Annotated in this window: 15 protein-coding genes and 2 pseudogenes; 12 read left to right on the forward strand and 5 right to left on the reverse strand. The window is 68.4% G+C overall.

From position 1 onward, the window contains the following. From E9536_RS19080 to E9536_RS19095, 4 genes and pseudogenes are all read left to right on the forward strand, one after another. A pseudogene (locus E9536_RS19080) lies at positions 1-221 on the forward strand (DoxX family protein); the annotation flags it as partial. A gap of 25 nt (positions 222-246) precedes the next feature. Next, positions 247-1,161 (forward strand): hypothetical protein, encoded by a 915-nt coding sequence (locus tag E9536_RS19085; protein ID WP_059699000.1) that lies wholly within the window; start codon positions 247-249, stop codon positions 1,159-1,161. Further along, entirely contained in the window at positions 1,158-1,853 is a 696-nt protein-coding gene (locus tag E9536_RS19090) for a YoaK family protein (RefSeq protein ID WP_136470403.1), read from the forward strand. The genes E9536_RS19085 and E9536_RS19090 overlap by 4 nt, the downstream gene beginning before the upstream one ends. A 104-nt stretch (positions 1,854-1,957) precedes the next feature. Continuing rightward, the gene (locus E9536_RS19095; RefSeq protein WP_027787763.1) at positions 1,958-3,409 is read left to right on the forward strand and encodes an alginate export family protein; all 1,452 of its coding nucleotides are present in this window, start codon (positions 1,958-1,960) and stop codon (positions 3,407-3,409) included. A gap of 91 nt (positions 3,410-3,500) precedes the next feature. Here E9536_RS19095 and E9536_RS19100 read toward each other — a convergent pair whose 3' ends face one another. Next, positions 3,501-5,087 carry an acid phosphatase gene (locus E9536_RS19100; protein WP_027787762.1) on the reverse strand — a complete coding sequence of 529 codons (1,587 nt, stop codon included), beginning with the start codon at positions 5,085-5,087 and terminating at the stop codon, positions 3,501-3,503. 224 nt (positions 5,088-5,311) lie between these two features. On the opposite strand from E9536_RS19100, the gene E9536_RS19105 reads away from it, so the two are divergent. From E9536_RS19105 to E9536_RS19115, 3 genes are all read left to right on the forward strand, one after another. After that, positions 5,312-6,688 carry a cytochrome c peroxidase gene (locus E9536_RS19105; protein ID WP_136470404.1) on the forward strand — a complete coding sequence of 459 codons (1,377 nt, stop codon included), beginning with the start codon at positions 5,312-5,314 and terminating at the stop codon, positions 6,686-6,688. Positions 6,689-6,801: 113 nt separating this feature from the next. After that, positions 6,802-7,188 carry a hypothetical protein gene (locus tag E9536_RS19110; RefSeq protein WP_060206462.1) on the forward strand — a complete coding sequence of 129 codons (387 nt, stop codon included), beginning with the start codon at positions 6,802-6,804 and terminating at the stop codon, positions 7,186-7,188. An 11-nt stretch (positions 7,189-7,199) separates the two neighbouring features. Further along, a complete protein-coding gene (locus E9536_RS19115) occupies positions 7,200-7,670 on the forward strand; it encodes an NUDIX hydrolase (RefSeq protein ID WP_027787759.1) in 471 nt (156 codons plus the stop codon). A 71-nt stretch (positions 7,671-7,741) separates the two neighbouring features. Here E9536_RS19115 and E9536_RS19120 read toward each other — a convergent pair whose 3' ends face one another. Together E9536_RS19120 and E9536_RS19125 are read right to left on the reverse strand one after the other, a co-directional pair. Further along, a complete protein-coding gene (locus E9536_RS19120) occupies positions 7,742-8,185 on the reverse strand; it encodes a hypothetical protein (protein WP_136470405.1) in 444 nt (147 codons plus the stop codon). Between the two features lie 137 nt (positions 8,186-8,322). Further along, on the reverse strand, positions 8,323-10,032 hold the full coding sequence (locus E9536_RS19125) for a glutamine--tRNA ligase/YqeY domain fusion protein (RefSeq protein ID WP_027787758.1): 1,710 nt from the start codon (positions 10,030-10,032) through the stop codon (positions 8,323-8,325). Positions 10,033-10,276: 244 nt separating this feature from the next. Between E9536_RS19125 and E9536_RS19130 the strand changes: the two genes are divergently transcribed. Further along, positions 10,277-10,486: an ornithine acetyltransferase gene (locus E9536_RS19130; protein ID WP_011351716.1), complete on the forward strand. Its 210-nt coding sequence runs from the start codon at positions 10,277-10,279 to the stop codon at positions 10,484-10,486. Between the two features lie 178 nt (positions 10,487-10,664). Then, the gene (locus E9536_RS19135) at positions 10,665-11,219 is read left to right on the forward strand and encodes an alpha/beta hydrolase (RefSeq protein ID WP_136470406.1); all 555 of its coding nucleotides are present in this window, start codon (positions 10,665-10,667) and stop codon (positions 11,217-11,219) included. A gap of 87 nt (positions 11,220-11,306) precedes the next feature. On the opposite strand, the gene E9536_RS19140 is transcribed toward E9536_RS19135, so the two are convergent. Next, the gene (locus tag E9536_RS19140) at positions 11,307-12,527 is read right to left on the reverse strand and encodes a CaiB/BaiF CoA-transferase family protein (protein ID WP_111998174.1); all 1,221 of its coding nucleotides are present in this window, start codon (positions 12,525-12,527) and stop codon (positions 11,307-11,309) included. A gap of 249 nt (positions 12,528-12,776) precedes the next feature. Between E9536_RS19140 and alaS the strand changes: the two genes are divergently transcribed. Continuing rightward, complete coding sequence (gene alaS / locus E9536_RS19150) at positions 12,777-15,401, forward strand: alanine--tRNA ligase (RefSeq protein WP_059687268.1); 2,625 nt, start codon at positions 12,777-12,779, stop codon at positions 15,399-15,401. Positions 15,402-15,523: 122 nt separating this feature from the next. Here alaS and E9536_RS19155 read toward each other — a convergent pair whose 3' ends face one another. Then, complete coding sequence (locus tag E9536_RS19155) at positions 15,524-16,438, reverse strand: LysR family transcriptional regulator (protein WP_027787754.1); 915 nt, start codon at positions 16,436-16,438, stop codon at positions 15,524-15,526. A gap of 124 nt (positions 16,439-16,562) precedes the next feature. Here E9536_RS19155 and E9536_RS19160 point away from each other — a divergent pair. Further along, positions 16,563-17,830: pseudogene (locus E9536_RS19160) on the forward strand (YbfB/YjiJ family MFS transporter). 326 nt (positions 17,831-18,156) lie between these two features. After that, a complete protein-coding gene (locus tag E9536_RS19165) occupies positions 18,157-19,797 on the forward strand; it encodes a ShlB/FhaC/HecB family hemolysin secretion/activation protein (RefSeq protein WP_136470548.1) in 1,641 nt (546 codons plus the stop codon). Positions 19,798-19,859: the final 62 nt, after the last annotated feature.

The raw sequence follows: 19,859 nt of genomic DNA on the forward strand, positions 1-19,859 counted from the left end.
TCGTGTTTCGCCGCTTCACGTGGCTCGGCGCCGGCAGCCTCGGCATGCTGACGCTCGTCGCGATGGCGGTGGCGAACGACTTCTGGAACCAGACGGGCGCCGCGCGTTTCATGGCGCTCAACAGCTTTTTCGAGCATCTCGGGCTGATCGCGGCACTCGTGCTCGCGACGCGGCTCGCCGATGCGACGTATCCGGCCGGCAACGGCCGTGCCACTCGATGACGATCAACAACAAGGACATCCAGTCATGAAATCGATTCGTTCCGCCTTGCTCGCGCTGGCGATCGCCGCCGGCCTCGTCGCGGCGCCGGCCGCGTACGCGAAGCCGCCCGTCCTGCCGGCGGCCACGCCGACGCTCGCCGTCGGGCCGCAATACGACACGACGCACGTGTACGTGGCGCCGGAGGATTTCGATCGCTTCACCGACAGCTTCGTCGCGACGTTCGGCGGCAGCAAGTCGAAGCAGGGCGTGTTCCAGGTCACGCCGACACCGAGCCAGACGATGTCGCAGCTCGTGTTCACGCCGGCCGGCACGATCTCGGTGTTCGGCTTCAAGACGCCGACTCCCTGGCCGTTCGGCGCGGAGCGCACGGGTTATCTCGTCACCGACATGGATGCGGCGATGAAGGTGGCGCGCGAGCACGGCGCGGAAGTGATCGTCGACACGTTCCCCGATCCGATCGGCCGCGATGCGGTGATCGCGTGGACGGGCGGCGTGAAGATGCAGCTCTACTGGCACACGCAGGCGCCGAAGTACGACGCACTGCAGACGATCCCCGAGAATCGCGTGTACGTGTCGCCGCAGAGCGTGCGCAAGTTCGTGCACGACTTCGTCAAGTTCTCGAACGGCAAGGTGGTGTCCGACGATCTGAAGGCGCCCGGCGTCGAGATCGGCCGCCCGAACGACACCTATCGCCGCATTCGCATCACGTCGGGCTTCGGCAAGATGACGGTGCTCGTGACGGACGGCCACCTGCCTTATCCGTACGGGCACGAGACGACGGGCTACGAGGTGCCCGACCTGGCCGCAACGCTGGAGAAAGCCAGGGCGGCCGGCGTCGACGTGCTCGTGCCGCCGTACACGGCGGACGGGCGCGACGCGGCGCTGGTCCGGTTCCCCGGCGGTTATGTCGCCGAAATCCACGCGGGTGCGGCGCGATGAAGCACGAGGACACGATTCTTGCCGCGGTGGCCGGCTTCGTCGACACGCTGAGCTTCGTCGCGCTGTTCGGGCTGTTCACCGCGCACGTGACCGGCAACTTCGTGCTGATCGGCGCGGGGGCCGCGGGGTTCGGCCAGGGCGTCCTGCTGAAGCTGAGCGTGTTTCCCGCGTTCGTGTGCGGTGTCGTCGCGAGCAGCCTGATCGCGCGCGCGTTTGCCGGGCGGCCCGCGTGGCAGGGCACGCGGGCGCTGCATGCGGTCCAGGCCGTGCTGCTGCTCGGCTTCTGCGCGGCCGGCGTGTGGGCGTCGCCCGTCACGCAATCCGACAGCCTGCCGGTGCTGCTGGCCGGCATCGTCGGCACGTTCGCGATGGGCATCCAGAACGCGCATCCGCGCGTGATCGCGCGCGCCGGCGTGCCGAACACGGTGATGACCGGCAACGTCACGCAGGCGATTCTCGACGTCGTCGACCTGCTGTCCGCCGGCACGCCCGACAGCGTGCGCACGGCGGCACGCGCGCGCTTCGCGAAGATGTGGCCGGCGATCGTCGCGTTCGCGCTCGGCGCGATGGCCGGTGCGCTGGGTTTTCGCTATCTCGGGTTCTGGGCGCTGCTGGCTCCGGCCGTCGCGCTGGCGGGACTGGCGGCCTGCGCGGGGATGTCCGCCGGCACCGCCACGCGGGAGCATGCGTGATCGGGCGGCGCGGCGGGATGCGCGGCGGCCGCGACCGGCGAGCGGGCCGCGCGGATGCACGCGAGCGCGAACGAATGGCCGCGGCGGGCGGGCAGCTTCGGGCGATGCCGCGAGCCGCTCGCCTCGACCGGCTTGCCCGCGCGTCGCTCGTCGCGGGGCTGCTGCTCGCGGGTACCGATGCGGCTCGAGCGGATGCGGAGACCGCACCGGCCGCCGCCGATGGCGCACCCGCCGCGACCTGCACGGCCAAGCGGCCGACCGTGCTGTTCAACCGCTGGCAGGAGGACTGGTCGGTGCTCGCGAATCCGTGCGTGCCGCGCGCACCGCTCGACGGCTTGAAATATATCCCGCTCGGTAACGATCCGGCTTCCTATCTGTCGCTCGGCGTGAACCTGCGCGAGCGCCTCGAGACCAACGACGCGCCGCTGTTCGGCATCGGCTCCGCGCAATCGGATACGTACCTGATCCAGCGTGTCGAGGTGCATGCCGACGCGCATCTCGGCCAGCACTGGCAGTTCTTCGTGCAGCTGCAGGACGACCGCGCATTCGGCAAGAACACGATCTCGCCGGTCGACAGGAACCCGCTCGATCTCGAGCAGGCGTTCGCGACCTACACGGGCGCGCTCGGCGGCGGGACGTTCAAGTTCCGCGTCGGCCGGCAGGAGATGGCGTTCGACCTGCAGCGCTTCATCGCCGCGCGCGACGGCCCGAACGTGCGGCTGGCGTTCGATGCGGTGTGGGCCGACTACGAGTACCGGAAGTGGCGCTTCATCGCGTATGCGACGCAGCCGGTGCAGAACCGCACCGTGTCCGCGTTCGACGACGTGTCGAACCGCGACCTCACGTTCAGCGGCGTGCGCTTCGAGCGGCAGTCGGTCGGGCCCGGCGACCTGTCGGGCTACTGGTCGCGCTACAACCGCAGCAGCGCGCGCTTTCTCGATGCGAGCGGCGCGGAGCGCCGTGACGTGTGGGATCTGCGTTACACCGGCACGCACGGCCGCTTCGACTGGGATCTCGAAACGATGCTGCAGACGGGCACGGTCGGCAGCAGCACGATCCGCGCGTGGGCGGTCGGCTCGATCGCCGGCTACCGGCTCGACGCGCCGTGGTCGCCGCGCATCGCGCTGCAGGTCGATGCGGCGTCGGGCGACCGGCATCCGCACGACGGCCGGGTCGAGACCTTCAATCCGCTGTTTCCGAACGGCTATTACTTCACGCTGGCCGGCTTCACCGGGTATTCGAACCTGATCCACGTGAAGCCGTCGGTGACGCTGAAGCCGTCGCCGAACCTGTCGCTGCTCGGTGCGCTCGGTTTCCAGTGGCGCGAGACGACCGGCGATGCGGTCTACCAGCAGGGCAACGCGGTGGTGCCGGGCACGGCAGGCAAGGGCGGGTCGTGGACGGGGATGTACGTGCAGCTGCGTGCCGACTGGACGATCGCCGCGAACCTGATCGGTGCGGTCGAGGCCGTGCATTTCCAGGTCGGCGATGCGATCCGCGAGGCAGGCGGGCACAACGCCGACTATGTCGGGGTCGAGCTGAAGTACGGCTGGTGACGCGTGCGCACCGATGAAAAAAGGGCGGCCGGGAGGCCGCCCTTCGTGCATTCGGGCCGGCGATGACACCGGCCCGCCTGTCGCGATGCCGTTACAGGTTCGGCGACAGTTGCAGCGCGTTCGTCAGGTCGCCCATCGGCTGCCCGCCGTTGGCCTTCAGCGCGTCGTCGCGCTGTTGCAGGCCGGCGAGGCGCGGCAGCGAGAAGCGGCGCGTGATGAAGCGCAGGATCGACGCGGTGTCGTACTGCGTGTGGTCGACGAAACCCTTCTTCGAGAACGGCGACACGATCAGCGCCGGAATGCGCGTGCCCGGGCCCCAGCGGTCGCCCTTCGGCGGCGACACGTGATCCCAGAAGCCGCCGTTTTCGTCGTACGTGACGACCACGACCATGTTCTTCCACTGCGGGCTCGCCTGCAGGTGCGCGAGCACGTTCGCGATGTGCTGGTCGCCGCTCGCGACGTCCGTGTAACCCGGGTGCTCGTTCAGGTTGCCCTGCGGCTTGTAGAACGCGACCTGCGGCAGCGTGCCCGCGTCGATCGCCTTGATGAACTCGCTGCCGTCGGTGCCGCCGTCGAGCAAGTGCTGCGCGCGGCTCGTGCTGCCCGGCGCCTGGTTCGCGTAGTAGTTGAACGGCTGGTGGTGCGGCTGGAAGTTCGGCGCCGTCATGTTCGGGCCGTAGATCACGTTTGCCGTGCCGCTTTGCGCGGCCTGCAGTGCCTGGTTCCACGCACCGCCGTACCACGCCCACGACACGCCCGCGTTGGTCAGCAGGTCGCCGATGTTCTGTTGCGACTGCGGCGGCAGTGTCGTCGCGGCCGACGGGTCGGCGAGGTTCGGATCGCCGCCCGACGCCGCCTTGTTGCCGCTCGGCTGGTACGGCGGCTGCATCGTGTTGATCGCGTAGAAGTCCGGCGTCAGGTTGCCCGAGTTCACGAACTTCGGCGCGCCGTCGAGCGCGGAAGCGGGCGAGTTGCTCGCGAGCTGCAGCGACTTGCCGTCGGCGGCGACGGCCGAGATCGAACCGGCGGCCGGGCTCTTGTCCGCGTTCGCGTAGAACGGCGCGCACGCGCAGATCAGGTACTGGTGGTTCAGGAACGAGCCGCCGAACGCGCCCATGAAGAAGTTGTCGGCCAGCGTGAACTGCTGCGCGATCTTCCACAGCGGCAGTTTCGTCGCGTCGGGCGTGTAGTGGCCCATCACGAGGCCGCCCGAGTCGGCCCATGCGGCGAACATGTCGTTCTTGCCGCCGTTGATCTGCATCTGGTTCTCGTAGAAGCGGTGATACAGGTCGCGCGTCGTCACGCTCATCGGCGTGTTGAAGCCGTTCGGGTCGTCGATCGCGAACGGCGCGTTCGGCAGGTTCGCCGTCATCGCCTCGGTCACGGCCGGCGTCACGCCCTTCGCGGTCAGGCCGCCCCAGGCCTTCGGCAGCGTCGCGAGCGGCTGGCCGTTGCGGTCCTTCTGCTGCGCGCTGGCCGCGGTCACGTTCTGCAGGCCGTTCGCGCCGGGGAAATTGCCGTACAGGTTGTCGAAGCTGCGGTTTTCCGCGTAGATCACGACGACGTTCTTGACCGTCGACAGGCCCTGCTGCTGCACGTCGTCGCCGCCGCAGGCGGTGAGGGCGGCGGCCGCGGCAACGGCGATCGGCGTAAAGCGAATCCAGGCGTGGTTTTTCATCCGTTGTACTCTCTATCTCTCTCTTGTCGCGTGGGGAACCGGCGCATTCGTGTACCGCCGGTTCGCGAGGTGACCGTGGCATGTCCGGCTGCACGCATTTTGAGGGTGCGATTTGACAGGCGGGTGTAGGCGTCCTTTCGATTGGCTGTCGACGAGTCGTCATGCAACGGTCATGCGGCTGACATAAACTCCGGCCGCTCCTGAACCTACTTTCCGACGAATCGATGAAGCCTCGCCAACCGACAGCCGGCGCGTTCGCGCGTTCGTGGCTGCATCTCGCCGGCGCATTCGCGCTGGCCGCCACGCTCGTCACCGTTGCCGGCTGTGACGGACAGCCCGGTGCCGGTGCGCCGTCCGCACAGGCTGCGAGCGCGCCGGGCGGCGCGCACCCCGTTGCGTCCGCAACGGTTGCCGCGAGCGGCGCCGTGGTCGCGACGAACCAGCCGCAGACGCGGGCACAAGTTTACGAAGGCGTGCGCCGGATGACGGCGCTCGGCAAGCAACTTTTCTTCGACCCTACGCTGTCAGGTTCCGGCAAGCTCGCGTGCGCGTCATGCCACAGCCCCGATCACGCATTCGGGCCGCCCAATGCGCTGGACGTGCAGTTCGGCGGCGACGACATGAAGCATCCGGGCTTTCGTGCGGTGCCGTCGCTCAAGTACCTGCAGGGCGTGCCGCAGTTCACCGAGCACTTCCACGATTCCGACGACGAGGGCGACGAGAGCGTCGATGCGGGCCCGACGGGCGGCCTCACGTGGGACGGCCGCGTCGACACGGGCGCCGAGCAGGCGCGCATTCCGCTCACGTCGCCGTTCGAGATGAACAGCTCGCCGGCGAAGGTCGCACAGGCCGTGAAGGCCGCACCGTACGCGGAGGAGTTCCGCGCGGTGTTCGGCGTGAAGGTGCTCGACGACGATGCGGCCACGTTCAAGGCCGTGCTGCGCGCGCTCGAGACGTTCGAGCAGACGCCCGAACTGTTCTCGCCGTACACGAGCAAGTACGACGCGTATCTCGCGGGCCATGCGCAGCTCACGCCGGCCGAAATGCGCGGCCTGCAGCTGTTCAACGACGAGAAGAAGGGCAACTGCGCGAGCTGCCACATCAGCCAGCGCGCACTCGACGGCACGCCGCCGCAGTTCAGCGATTTCGGGCTGATCGCGATCGCGGTGCCGCGCAATCGCGCGCTGCCCGTCAATCGCGACCCGCGCTTCCACGACCTCGGCGCGTGCGGCCCCGAGCGTACCGACCTGAAGGGCCGCGACGAATTCTGCGGGCTGTTCCGCACGCCGTCGCTGCGCAACGTCGCGCTGCGCAAGACGTTCTTCCACAACGGCGTCTATCACACGCTCGAGGACGTGATGCGCTTCTACGTCGAGCGCGACATTCATCCGGAGAAGTTCTATCCGGTCGTGCACGGCAAGGTGCAGATCTATGACGACCTGCCGAAACGCTACTGGCCGAACATCAACCGCGAGGCGCCGTTCGACCGCAAGCGCGGCGAGCAGCCGGCGCTGAACGCGGCCGAGATCAAGGACGTGATCGCCTTCCTCGGCACGTTGACTGACGGATATCGGCAAGCGGCCGCGCCGGCCGGCCACTAGAAGGCGGTGCAGGCGGCACGCATGCTATCCTCGCTCGCTGACAGGCGCAGTGTGCGTGCCAGTTCGCCGGCACGCGCGGTGCGCCGTTCGATCGAACATCCAAGGAGAACAACATGTCGATGCGTGCATCCCTTTCCGTCGTCACGCGCGTGCTGGCCGGCGCCGCGTGCGCAGCCGCGATGCTGCCCGCCCATGCGCAGAACAACCTGAATTTCCTGAACGACACGCCGCTCAGCTACTTCAGCAAGGCCGACCGCGCGTCGCTCGCGAAGGCCGCCGCGCAGGTGCGCGACGAAGGCAAGGACGGCGAGACCACGGCGTGGCAGAGCAGCGGCCGCGGCACGCAGATCGATGCGAAGCTCACGCCGACCACGACCGAGACGGACGGCAAGACCTGCCGTGAAATCGCCACCGAAATCACCGCGAAGGGCCAGACGATGACGCTCAAGCCCGTCTATTGCAAGACCGACGCGGGCAAGTGGCAGTTGCAGAAGCGCTGAGCACGCGCGTGATGAAGCGGGGCGACGCGCCGCGCACGGTGTCGTGCGGCGTCGTGATCCTCGATGCGGCCGGCCGCGTGTTCCTCGCGCACGCGACGGACACCACGCACTGGGACATCCCGAAGGGGCAGGGCGAGCCGGGCGAATCGCCGGCCGATGCCGCGCTGCGCGAACTGCTCGAGGAAACCGGCATCGCGCTGGCGCCGGCCCGGTTGCTCGATCTCGGCCGCTTTGCGTACCGGCACGACAAGGATCTGCACCTGTTCGCGGTGCAGGTGGCCGAAGGCGAGATCGATCCCGCGCAGTGCACGTGCACGTCGCTGTTTCCGAGCCGCCGCGACGGCTCGATGATTCCCGAGATGGATGCGTATCGCTGGACCGTGCCGGCCGACATCGACGCGTATGCGAGCCGCAGCCTCGCGCGGCTGTTTCGTACGAAGCTGTCGCTGGTGGACCTGCATCGGCGGTTGACGGGCGCGTAACCCCGGCAGGCAATAAAAAAACCGGCGCAAGCCGGTTTTTTTCATGGTTCGTCCGATTCGCCGCCGGCGAGTCAGGTCAGCCATCGATCGGTATCGCGATGCTGGTCGAGGCCGATCGCTTCGAATTCGTCGAACGCGTCGCCCCTGGCGACGCCGAGATCGCGAAGCGCTTCGTTGATCGCATGGCCCGACACGACGAGCGGGCCGCTTGCGCGGCCATCCGCGAAGCGCGCATGCGCCTGGGTGCCGCTGCCGCCGAAGAATTCGGCTTCGACATAAGCCAGTGCAGCGTGCGCACTCAACTGTTCACACAGCGACAGAAGTGCCGGCGGCAGCACCGTGTCGTCCCCGTCGGTCAACGGGCAGAACGGGATGGCGTGAGCGTTCCGGAACGCGGTGTCGAGCGGGATCATGTCGATGTCGCCGCGCAGGCGGACGACGCGCAGCCCCCGCGGCAGCGGCGCGGACGCAAATGCGCCGGATCTGGCGACGATGGCCTGCAGCGAATAGGGCATGACGACGGTTCCTGGCGTGGCATTCGGGGCAGGCTGCCCCGGCGAGCGGCCGGTCGGGCTGCGCATCGGCGCAGCCGTTGTCCGAGCATGACGAACGGCTCAGGCGCGGGCGACCGGCGCCGCGCCTGTCCGATCCGTCAGGCCGGCTTGCCCCAGCTGTCGCGCAGCCCGACGATCCGGTTGAACACGGGCTTGCCCGGCTTCGAATCGACACGATCGGCCACGAAGTAGCCGTGACGCTCGAACTGCACGCGCGTTTCCGGCGCGATGTCGCTGTTGCCCGGCTCGACGTATGCCTGGACGATCTTCTTCGAGTCCGGATTCAGCGCCTCGAGGAAGTTCGCGCCGCCCGCGTCCGGATGCGGCTCCTTGAACAGGCGGTCGTAGATCCGCACTTCGGCCGGCTGCGCATGCTTCGCGCTGACCCAGTGGATGTTGCCCTTGACCTTGTAGTTGTTCGCGCCTTCGGTGCCCGACTTGCTGTCCGGGAAGTAGTTGCAGTGCACGGCCGTCACGTTGCCGTCGGCGTCCTTGTCGAAGCCCGTGCACTCGATCACGTAGCCGTAGCGCAGGCGCACCTTGTTGCCCGGGAACAGGCGGAAATAGCCCTTCGGCGGGTTCTCGACGAAATCCTCGCGCTCGATCCACAGCTCGCGCGAGATCGGGAACGTACGCACGCCGCGATCCGGATGGTGCGGATGCACGGGCGCCGTGCACGCTTCCTCGAGGTCTTCCGGGTAGTTGTCGATCACGAGCTTCAGCGGATCGAGCACGGCGACCGTGCGCGCTGCCTTGTCGTCGAGGTCGTCGCGCAGCGCGCCTTCGAAGATGCTCATGTCGATCCACGAATCGATCTTCGTCACGCCGATCCGCTCGCAGAACAGGTGGATGCTCTCCGGCGTGAAGCCGCGGCGGCGCACGCCGACGATCGTCGGCATCCGCGGGTCGTCCCAGCCGTCGACGTGGCCTTCGGTGACGAGCTGCAGCAGCTTGCGCTTGCTGGTGATCGCGTACGTGAGGTTCAGCCGCGAGAATTCGATCTGTTGCGGCAGCGGGCGCGTGAACATGCCGGCTTCCGCGAGTTCGTTCAGCACCCAGTCGTACAGCGGGCGGTGATCCTCGAATTCGAGCGTGCACAGCGAATGCGTGATGCCTTCGAGCGCATCCGAGATGCAGTGCGTGTAGTCGTACATCGGGTACACGCACCATGCGTCGCCGGTGCGGTAGTGGTGCGCGTAGCGGATCCGGTAGATCACCGGGTCGCGCATGTTCATGTTCGGCGAAGCCATGTCGATCTTCGCGCGCAGCACGTGCTCGCCTTCCTTGAACTCGCCGGCCTTCATGCGGCGGAACAGGTCGAGGTTTTCTTCCGGCGTGCGGTCGCGGAACGGCGACGGCTTGCCGCCTTCGGTCAGCGAGCCGCGGTTCGCGCGCATTTCTTCCGCGCTCTGGCTGTCGACGTACGCCTTGCCGCGCTGGATCAGCAGCTCGGCGAATTCGTACAGCTTGTCGTAGTAGTCGCTCGCGAAGTACTGGTGATCGACCGCGTCCTTGCGCCAGTCGAAGCCGAGCCAGCGCACCGCGTCGACGATCGAGTCGACGTACTCGACGCTTTCCTTTTCCGGGTTCGTATCGTCGAAGCGCAGGTGGCACACGCCGCCGTAGTCGCGTGCGACGCTGAAGTTCAGGCAGATGCTCTTGGCATGGCCGATGTGCAGGTAGCCGTTCGGCTCGGGCGGGAAGCGTGTTTCGACGCGGCCGCCCCATTTGCCGGTGCGGTTGTCGTCGTCGATGATGTTGCGGATGAAATTGGAAGCCGCGGGGGCGTCGTTGCGTTCGGTGCTCATGCGGATGGCGTCAGGTTGTGTCGGCGCGTCGCGCCGGTTTAATCCCGTGATTCTACCTGACCGGGGTCCGTCCCGCGCGGCTGGCGGCGCGGCAGGCGCGGGTTTCGACGGATTATCTCGATATTGTGTCGGCTGTAACACGACGTAAATCGGATTGCCCGGGCCGTTTGGCGTTGCCTATGATGGCTTCACCGATTCGATACCGCCGTTCGCATAACCGCGCGGCGAGAGGACACCAACAATCATGATGAAGAAGACCACGTTTATCGTTCGTACCGCCGTGATCGTCGCGGCCCTGTCGCAACTCGGCGCGTGCGCCATGACGCATACGCAGCGCAATGCCGGCATCGGCGCGGCCGCCGGCGGCGCGCTCGGTTACCTGGTGACGGGCGGCCCGCTCGGCACGGTCGCCGGCGCCGCGGCGGGCGGTATCGTCGGCGCGAACGTGCGCTGATCGATGACATGACGCGAGCCGCGTGCCACGCGGCTCGTCGTCCGGTCGCGACGCCGTCCCGCACGCGTCCCGGCCCCTTGCACATCCTTCCGGTTTCAGACAGGCAGCATCAGGGAGGAACGGGTGTGCGACACTGCGTCGACGCCATATAACGATTTCACCCGTCGACGCACCTTCCATGAGCTCATTTCCCGTTCTCGTCCTGCCGGGTTACGCCAATTCGGGCCCGCTTCACTGGCAGAGCCGCTGGGAGCGTGCCGATGCACGTTTCTCGCGCGTCGCGATGCCCGACTGGGACCGTGCGTTCCGCAACGGCTGGTGTCTCGCGCTCGATCGCGCGGTCGAAGCCGCGCCCGGGCCGGTGCTGATCGCCGGCCACAGTCTCGGCACGCTCACCACCGCGTGGTGGGCGACCCGCTATGCGCGCCCGGCCGCGCTCGCGAAGGTGCGCGGCGCGCTGCTCGTCGCGCTGCCGGACCCGGGCGGCCCCGCGTTTCCGGCCGATGCGCACGGCTTCGGGCCCGTGCCGCTCGAACGGCTGCCGTTTCCGACCTGCGTCGTCGCCAGCAGCGACGATCCGTACGGCTCGCTTGCGTTCGCGCGCAGTTGCGCGAACGCATGGGGCAGCGCTTTCCACGATATCGGCCCGCGTGGCCACATCAATGCGGACAGCGGGCTCGGCGACTGGCCCGAGGCGCGCGGCTGGCTCGACGCGCTCGCCCGCCGCGGCTGACGGCGGGCGGCGGGGCAGCCGCGGCCGCCGCCTGCCCGCCGGTGCCCGCGCCGGGCGCCGTGCCCGGATCGCCTCTCGGATCGCCTCTCAGATCGCCTGTTTCGCGCGCAGCCGGGCGATCTTCGCGTCGTCGTAGCCGAGCATGTCGCGCAGCACGTCGTCGGTCTGTGCGCCGAGCAGCGGCGGCGCGGTACGCGCGTCGGGCGGCGTCACGCTCATCCGGATCGGGTTGCGCACGAGCTTCGCGTCCGCGCCGCTCGGATGCGGCAGCGACACCTGCATCCCGCGCGCGACGACCTGCTCGTTGTCGAACACCTCGTCGAGATCGTTGATCGGCCCGCACGGCACGCCGGCCGCTTCGAGCACGTCGATCCAGTCGGCCTTGCCGCGCGCCTTCACCATTTCCGCGAGGATCGGCACCAGCGTGTCGCGGTGGCGCACGCGCGACGGATTCGTCGCGAAGCGCTCGTCGTCGGCCAGCTCGGGCCGGCCGCCCGCCTCGACGAACTTGCGGAACTGCCCGTCGTTGCCGACCGCGACGATGATCCACCCGTCGCTCGTCTGGAACGTCTGGTACGGCACGATGTTCGGATGCGCGTTGCCCCAGCGCACCGGCGGCTTGCCGCTCGCGAGGAAGTTGGTGTTCATGTTCGCGAGCAGCGCGACCTGCACGTCGAGCAGCGCCATGTCGATGTACTGGCCTTCGCCCGTCCGGTCGCGGTGGGTGAGGGCGGCGAGCACCGCGATCGTCGAGTAGAGGCCGGTCGCGAGGTCGGCGATCGCGACGCCGGCCTTCTGTGGGCCGCCGCCCGGCTCGCCGTCGCGCTCGCCGGTGATGCTCATGAAGCCGCCGATCCCCTGGACGATGAAGTCGTAGCCGGCGCGATGCGCGTACGGGCCCGTCTGGCCGAAGCCGGTGACCGAGCAGTAGACGAGGTCGGGCTTCACCGCGCGCAGCGATTCGTAATCGAGCCCGTATTTCTTCAACTGGCCGACCTTGTAGTTCTCGAGCACGACGTCGCTTTGCGCGGCGAGTTCGCGCACGATCTGCTGGCCCTCGGGCGTGGCGATGTCGACCGTCACCGAGCGCTTGTTGCGGTTCGCCGCCAGGTAGTACGCGGCCTCGGCGGTATCCGCGCCGTCCGCGTCCTTCAGGTACGGCGGCCCCCAGTGGCGCGTGTCGTCGCCGGCGCCCGGGCGCTCGACCTTGATCACGTCCGCGCCGAAATCGGCAAGCGTCTGCGCGCACCACGGGCCCGCGAGCACGCGGGTGAGGTCCAGCACGCGGATATGGCTCAGGGCACCCATCGTCGAATCGTCTCCTTTCATGGCTGGCCTTGGCGGGCAAGGCGAATTGGCATGCCGAGCATCTTAAGGCGAATCGGCCATCCGGGTGGCCCAGCCGGGCCGTCCGGATGGCCGAGCCGCTTTGCCGGCGCTTTGCCCGGAAGCCGGCCCCGATCCCGTATAATCGACCGTTTCCGAATCCATGCCGCCGCGCGCCGCCCAAGGGCGCCGGCGTTTGAAGCCGTCTTTGCCAGACTGTCCCCGCACGCCATGAAAGCTGCCGAAATCCGCGAGAAATTTCTCAAATTCTTCGAATCGAAGGGCCACACGATCGTCCGCTCGTCGAGCCTCGTGCCCGGTAACGACCCCACGCTGATGTTCACGAACTCGGGCATGGTCCAGTTCAAGGACGTGTTCCTCGGCACGGACCCGCGTCCGTACTCGCGCGCCACGACGGCGCAGCGCAGCGTGCGCGCGGGCGGCAAGCACAACGACCTCGAGAACGTCGGCTACACGGCGCGCCACCACACGTTCTTCGAGATGCTCGGCAACTTCTCGTTCGGCGACTACTTCAAGCACGACGCGATCAAGTTCGCGTGGGAACTGCTGACCACGGTCTACCAGCTGCCGAAGGACAAGCTGTGGGTCACCGTGTACCAGGAAGACGACGAAGCCTACGACATCTGGGCGAAGGAAGTCGGCGTGCCGACCGAGCGCATCATCCGCATCGGCGACAACAAGGGCGCGCGCTACGCGTCGGACAACTTCTGGACGATGGGCGACACCGGCCCGTGCGGCCCGTGTACCGAAATCTTCTACGACCACGGCCCGGACGTGTGGGGTGGCCCGCCGGGGTCGCCTGAAGAAGACGGCGACCGCTACATCGAGATCTGGAACCTCGTGTTCATGCAGTTCAACCGCGACGCGCAGGGCAACATGACGCGCCTGCCGAAGCAGTCGGTCGACACCGGCATGGGCCTCGAGCGTCTCGCCGCGGTGCTGCAGCACGTGCACAGCAACTACGAGATCGACCTGTTCCAGAACCTGATCAAGGCCGCCGCGCGCGTGACCGAGATCAGCGACCTCACGAACAACTCGCTGAAGGTGATCGCCGATCACATCCGCGCATGCTCGTTCCTGATCGTCGACGGCGTGATTCCCGGCAACGAAGGCCGCGGCTACGTGCTGCGCCGCATCGTGCGCCGCGCGATCCGCCACGGCTACAAGCTCGGCCGCAAGGGCGCGTTCTTCCACAAGCTGGTGGCCGACCTCGTCGCCGAGATGGGCGTCGCGTATCCGGAGCTGAAGGAAGCCGAGCAGCGCGTGACCGACGTGCTGCGCCAGGAAGAAGAGCGCTTCTTCGAGACGATCGAGCACGGCATGTCGATCCTCGAGGCCGCGCTGGCCGACGTCGAGGCGAAGGGCGGCAAGGTGCTCGACGGCGAGCTCGCGTTCAAGCTGCACGACACCTACGGCTTCCCGCTCGACCTCACGGCCGACGTGTGCCGCGAGCGCGGGATGACGGTCGACGAGCCGGCATTCGACGACGCGATGGCGCGCCAGCGCGAGCAGGCGCGCGCGGCCGGCAAGTTCAAGGCGACGCAGGGCCTCGAATACACGGGCGCGAAGACCACGTTCCACGGGTACGAGGAAATCGCGTTCGACGACGCGAAGGTCGTCGCGCTGTACGTCGACGGTTCGTCGGTCAACGAAGTGAAGACCGGCCAGGACGCGGTCGTCGTGCTCGACCACACGCCGTTCTATGCGGAATCGGGCGGCCAGGTCGGCGACCAGGGCGTGCTCGCGAACGCCGCGACGCGCTTCGCGGTGGCTGACACGCTGAAGGTGCAGGCCGACGTGATCGGCCACCACGGCACGCTGGAGCAGGGCACGCTGAAGGTCGGCGACGTGCTGCGCGCGGAGATCGACGCGCACCGTCGTGCACGCACGCAGCGCAACCACTCGGCCACCCACCTGATGCACAAGGCGCTGCGCGAAGTGCTCGGCGCGCACGTGCAGCAGAAGGGTTCGCTGGTCGACGCGGAAAAGACCCGTTTCGACTTCGCGCACAACGCACCGATGACCGACGACGAAATCCGTCGCGTCGAGCAGATCGTCAACAACGAAATCCTGGCCAACGCGCCGGGCATCGTGCGCGTGATGCCGTACGACGAAGCGGTGAAGGGCGGCGCGATGGCGCTGTTCGGCGAGAAGTACGGCGACGAAGTGCGCGTGCTCGACCTCGGCTTCTCGCGCGAACTGTGCGGCGGCACGCACGTAAGCCGCAGCGGCGACATCGGCTTCTTCAAGATCGTCGTCGAAGGCGGCGTCGCGGCCGGCATCCGCCGTGTCGAGGCGATCACCGGCGACAACGCGCTGCGCTACGTGCAGGAGCTCGACGCGCGTGTGAACGAAGCGGCAGCGGCGCTGAAGGCGCAGCCGTCGGAACTGACGCAGCGTATCGCGCAGGTGCAGGACCAGGTGAAGTCGCTCGAGAAGGAGCTGGGTGCGCTGAAGTCGAAGCTCGCATCGAGCCAGGGCGACGAGCTCGCGCAGCAGGCCGTCGAAATCGGCGGCGTGTACGTGCTGGCGGCGACGCTCGACGGCGCGGACGCGAAGACGCTGCGCGAAACGGTCGACAAGCTGAAGGACAAGCTGAAGAGCGCGGCGATCGTGCTGGCGGCCGTCGAAGGCGGCAAGGTCAGCCTGATCGCCGGCGTCACGCCGGATGCGAGCAAGAAGGTCAAGGCCGGCGAGCTCGTGAACTTCGTCGCGCAGCAGGTCGGCGGCAAGGGCGGCGGCCGCCCGGACATGGCGCAGGCAGGCGGCACCGAGCCGGCGAACCTGCCCGGCGCGCTGGCCGGCGTGAAGGGCTGGGTCGAAGAGCGGCTCTGATCGCCACGACCGATGCGATGCCGTCTCGTTGAAGGCGGCGTCGCTCGACATGAAAAACGGCCCGACCGGTTGATACCGGTCGGGCCGTTTGTTTGTACGCGGCGGAAGCGGGAGCCGGCGGTTCAGACCGGCACGGCCACCGGCGGCTTCGCCGCGCCATCCGGCTGCCGTGCGGCTTCGGTGAGCGCATCGCGCAACGCGGCCAACGCCGCCGACGCATAACCCTGCCGCCACGCGAGCAGCGTGTCGATGCCCTCCAGCTCGGGGATCACGTGCGCGGCGATGTTGCCGGTCTCGGGCTGCAGGTCGAGCACCGAACGCGGCGCGACCGCGACGCCGGCACCTGCCGCGACACACGCGACGATCGCGTGATACGAGCCGAGTTCGAGCACGCGCGCCGGCTTGACGCCGTGCGCCGCGTACCACTGTTCGACGTACTTGCGATACGTGCAGCCGCGCTCGAATGCGATCAGCGTCGGCAGGATCACGTCACGCGGCGTGCGCACCGGCGGATGGCCGCGCGGCGTGAGCAGCACCAGATCCTCGCGGAAGACCGGCACGGTCTCGAACGTGTCGGGCAGCGTGTCGGGTGCCGGCGGGCGCGCGAACAGCGCGGCGTCGATCTCGAAGTCGCGCACGCGCTCGATCAGCCAGCCCGTCGTGCCCGTCACCAGTTCGAGCGACACGTCGGGCCACGCGTGGTGATAGCGCGCGAGCACGGTCGGCAGCCGGCTCGCGGCCGTGCTCTCCATCGTGCCGAGCCGCAGCCGCCCGCGCGGCGTGTCCTCGCGCACCGCGTCGCGCGCCTCGTCGGCGAGCGCGAGCAGGCGCTCCGCATACGGCAGCAGCGTGTGCCCGGCCGGCGTCAGCACGAGCCGGCGGCCGTCGCGCACGAACAGCGCTGCGCCGAGTTCCTCCTCGAGCTGCTTGATGCGCGTCGTGACGTTCGACTGCACGCGATTGAGCTTGGCCGCCGCGCGCGTCACGCCGTTCTCGCGCACCACGGCCCGGAATATCGCCAGCGCCGCCAGATCCATGATTCTCTCCTAGCGATGAATGGATTCTCAATTATTCATTTTTCGAGAACGTTTGGTCAAGCTACGATGGAAACGTTCCGATTTCCGATCCGGCCGGCGCGTTTCGCGCGCGGCCCATGCCGCCATGTCCCGTTCCGATGCCCCGAGCGCCGCCGCCGGCGTACACCTGCCCGATGATGCCGACGCCGACCGCCGCGCCCGCGCGGCCGCGCTCGCCTGCATGATCGGGCTCGCGGTCGCGCTCGGCGTCGGCCGCTTCGCGTTCACGCCGCTGCTGCCGCTGATGCTCGCCGACGGCTCGATCAGTCTGAAGGCCGGCAGTTGGCTCGCGTCGGTGAACTACGCGGGCTATTTCGTCGGTGCGGTCAGCTGCGCGGCGGTGCGCGCCGCGCCCGCACGGATGGTGCGCATCGGGCTTGCCGCCACCGTGCTGCTGACCGCCGCGATGGGCGTCGGCCATCTGTTGCCGGTGTGGCTCGTGGTGCGCTTCGTCGCGGGCGTCGTCAGCGCGTGGACGTTCGTGTTCGTGTCGCAATGGGGGCTGCGGCGGCTGGCCGAACTGCACGCGCCCGAGTGGAGCGGGGTGATCTACGCGGGACCCGGCGTGGGCATCGTGGTGACGGGGCTGATCGGCAGCGCGCTGGCCGGCCAGCGCGCGGCGCCCGGCTGGCTCGGTTTCGCGGCGCTGTCGGCCGTGCTGTCGATCGCGATCTGGCGCGCGTTCGGCAGTGCGCCGGTGTCGGCAGTGCGCCGGTGTCGGCAGCCGTGCCGACGGCCGAGCCTGCCCGGCATGCGGCGACGGTCGCGGCACCGCACGACGCGCGGCGCCATCGGGTCGACGCCGCGTGGCTCGTCGTGCTGTACGGGATGCCGGGCTTCGGCTACATCATCACCGCGACGTTTCTGCCGGTGATCGCGCGCGCCGCGCTGCCGGCCGGCTCGCCGTGGCCCGACCTGTTCTGGCCGATGTTCGGCGCGGCGCTGATCGTCGGCGCGATCGCCGCTTCGCGATTGCCCGGCCACTGGGACAACCGGCTGCTGCTCGCCGCCGGCTGCGCGACTCAGGCGCTCGGGATCGCGGCGGGGATCGTGTGGCCGAACGCGGCCGGCTTCTCGGTCGGCAGCGCGCTGCTCGGCCTGCCGTTCACCGCGATCACGCTGTTCGCGATGCGCGAGGCGCGGCGGCTCCACGGAGAACGCGCGGCCGGGCTGATGGGTTATGCGACCGCGTCGTACGGGGTCGGGCAGATCCTGGGGCCGCTCGTCGCGGCGCCGCTGGTTGCGCGGTACGCGTCGTTCACGCCGGTGCTCTGGCTCGCGGCCGCGGTGCTGCTGGCCGGAGCCGCGGGCTTTGCGACGATCGCCGTCGCACGCCGGCATCGCACGGGATAAATGAATAGGATTGCGATGTTTCAGCTCGCGAAGGCTGATACACGTCTCTAATTGAACGAAAAATGCCGCGCTAATTTCGTACGTGCCCTACATACACGCGGACTATCGATCGGTAGCATGCCCCGAATTATTTGATTGCCGGCGAGTATCCGGCAACTCGATTCAGGGTGCCGTGACGCATGTGGGTAGAACCAATCAGAATCGTCGTCCGTTGTCGTGACGACATCGACCGTTTTCCGGCGGCGGGCCTTCGCGCTGCCGATGAGTATGCCGGGGTGATCGGCGCTCGCGGCATGCGGCGAGCGACCGCCGGCGTCGGCCGCGCGATGTGCCTGTCGCTGCTGTGCGGAGCGGGTGCCGCGAGCCTGTTCGGCCACGCGTATGCGCAGGCGCCGAACGCCGGCTCGGCGATGCGCGACATCGAGACGTCCCGGCCGAACCTGCCGGCGGAAGCCGCACCCGACCTTGAGATCGTGCCGTCCGGCAGCGCCGCGCAGGCGCCTGCTGAAACCGGGGCACGTGTTTGGGTGCGCAGGTTCGAGGTCGGCGGTAATACGGTATTCGACAGCGCAACGCTGCAGGCGCTCGTCGCCGATCTGGCCGGCGATGCGCTGGGCTTCGCCGATCTTCAGCGCGCGGCCGAGCGGATCTCCGCCTTCTATCGCGCGCGCGGCTACGTGCTCGCGCGAGCCTATCTGCCGAAGCAGGAGATCGACGACGGCGTCGTGCGCATCGAAGTCGTCGAAGGCCGCTACGGTCGCATCGAGATCCAGAACCATTCCCGCGTATTCGACGCCGTGCTGCGCCAGCCGCTCGCGGCACTGCGCGCGGGCGACGTCGTCCGTGGCGCCAGTCTCGAGCGCAGCCTGCTGCTGCTCGACGATCTGGCGGGCGTCGGCGCGCGCGGCACGTTGCGTCCCGGCGACGCGCCAGGCACCACCGATCTCGTCGTCGAGGCCGGGCGCGCGTCGCCTGCTTCCGGGGCGCTCGAATTCGACAACTTCGGCGATCCGTCGACGGGGCGTTACCGCGTCGGCGGCAGCGTCGACGTCAATGCGCCGCTGCGGCTCGGCGATCGCCTGAGCCTGCGCGGGCTCGTCAGCAATGAACGGCAACGCTATTACCGCGCCGCCTATCAGGTGCCGGTCGGACCGGCGTCGACGCGGGTCGGGGTGGGGTATTCGTCGCTGCGCTACCAGCTCGCCGGCGGCTTTTCCGATCTCGACGCGAGCGGGCGCGCGAGCGTGCAGACCGTGTACGTCGCGCAGCCGATCGTGCGCGCACGCAACGCGGGCCTTACGGCCCAGATTCAGTACGAGAACAAGAACCTGCATGACGAATACGGCGTCTTTTCGTTGCGCAACGACAAGAACGTCGGCCTGTGGACTGTCGCGCTCAGCGGGAACAGCCAGGACGGCTGGCTGGGCGGCGGTCGCAACGGCTTCTCGGTGATGTTCGGCGTCGGGCGCTTGCGCAGCAACGATGCGCTCGGAGCGAACGAGTTGACGAACGCGATCGGCAGTTTCACGAAGCTGAACCTGAACCTGCAGCGCATTCAGGCCGTGGGCAGCCGGTTCCAGGTGTACGCGCAGGTCAGCGCCCAGCTTGCGTCGCGCAATCTCGATTCGTCGGAGAAATTCAGCCTCGGCGGACCATACGGCGTGCGCGCGTATGCGCTCGGCGAAGGCAGCGGCGATCAGGGTTGGCAGGCAAGCGCGGAACTGCGTTATCTCGCCGCGCCCGGATGGCAGGTCAGCACGTTCGTCGACGCGGGCGGCGTGCAGCTCAACCGGCATCCATGGACGCGCGAACGGAATACGCAGCACCTGCAGTCGGTGGGCTTCGGCGCGAGCTGGTACGGCTCGACCCGGCAGGTGTCGCTGACTGCCGCATTGCCGCTCGGCAGGGGAGGCGACTCGCCGACCCGCGCGCCGAGCGTATGGGTTCAGGCCGCTCAGTATTTCTGAGCGAGCGTGATCACAGTCCGTCTGGCAAGACGGTCTTTCTTGAGTAAATTGAAGAGGATCCC

The sequence above is a fragment of the Burkholderia sp. LS-044 genome (assembly GCF_004803625.1).
In the GTDB taxonomy this organism is placed as follows: Bacteria; Pseudomonadota; Gammaproteobacteria; order Burkholderiales; family Burkholderiaceae; genus Burkholderia; species Burkholderia cepacia.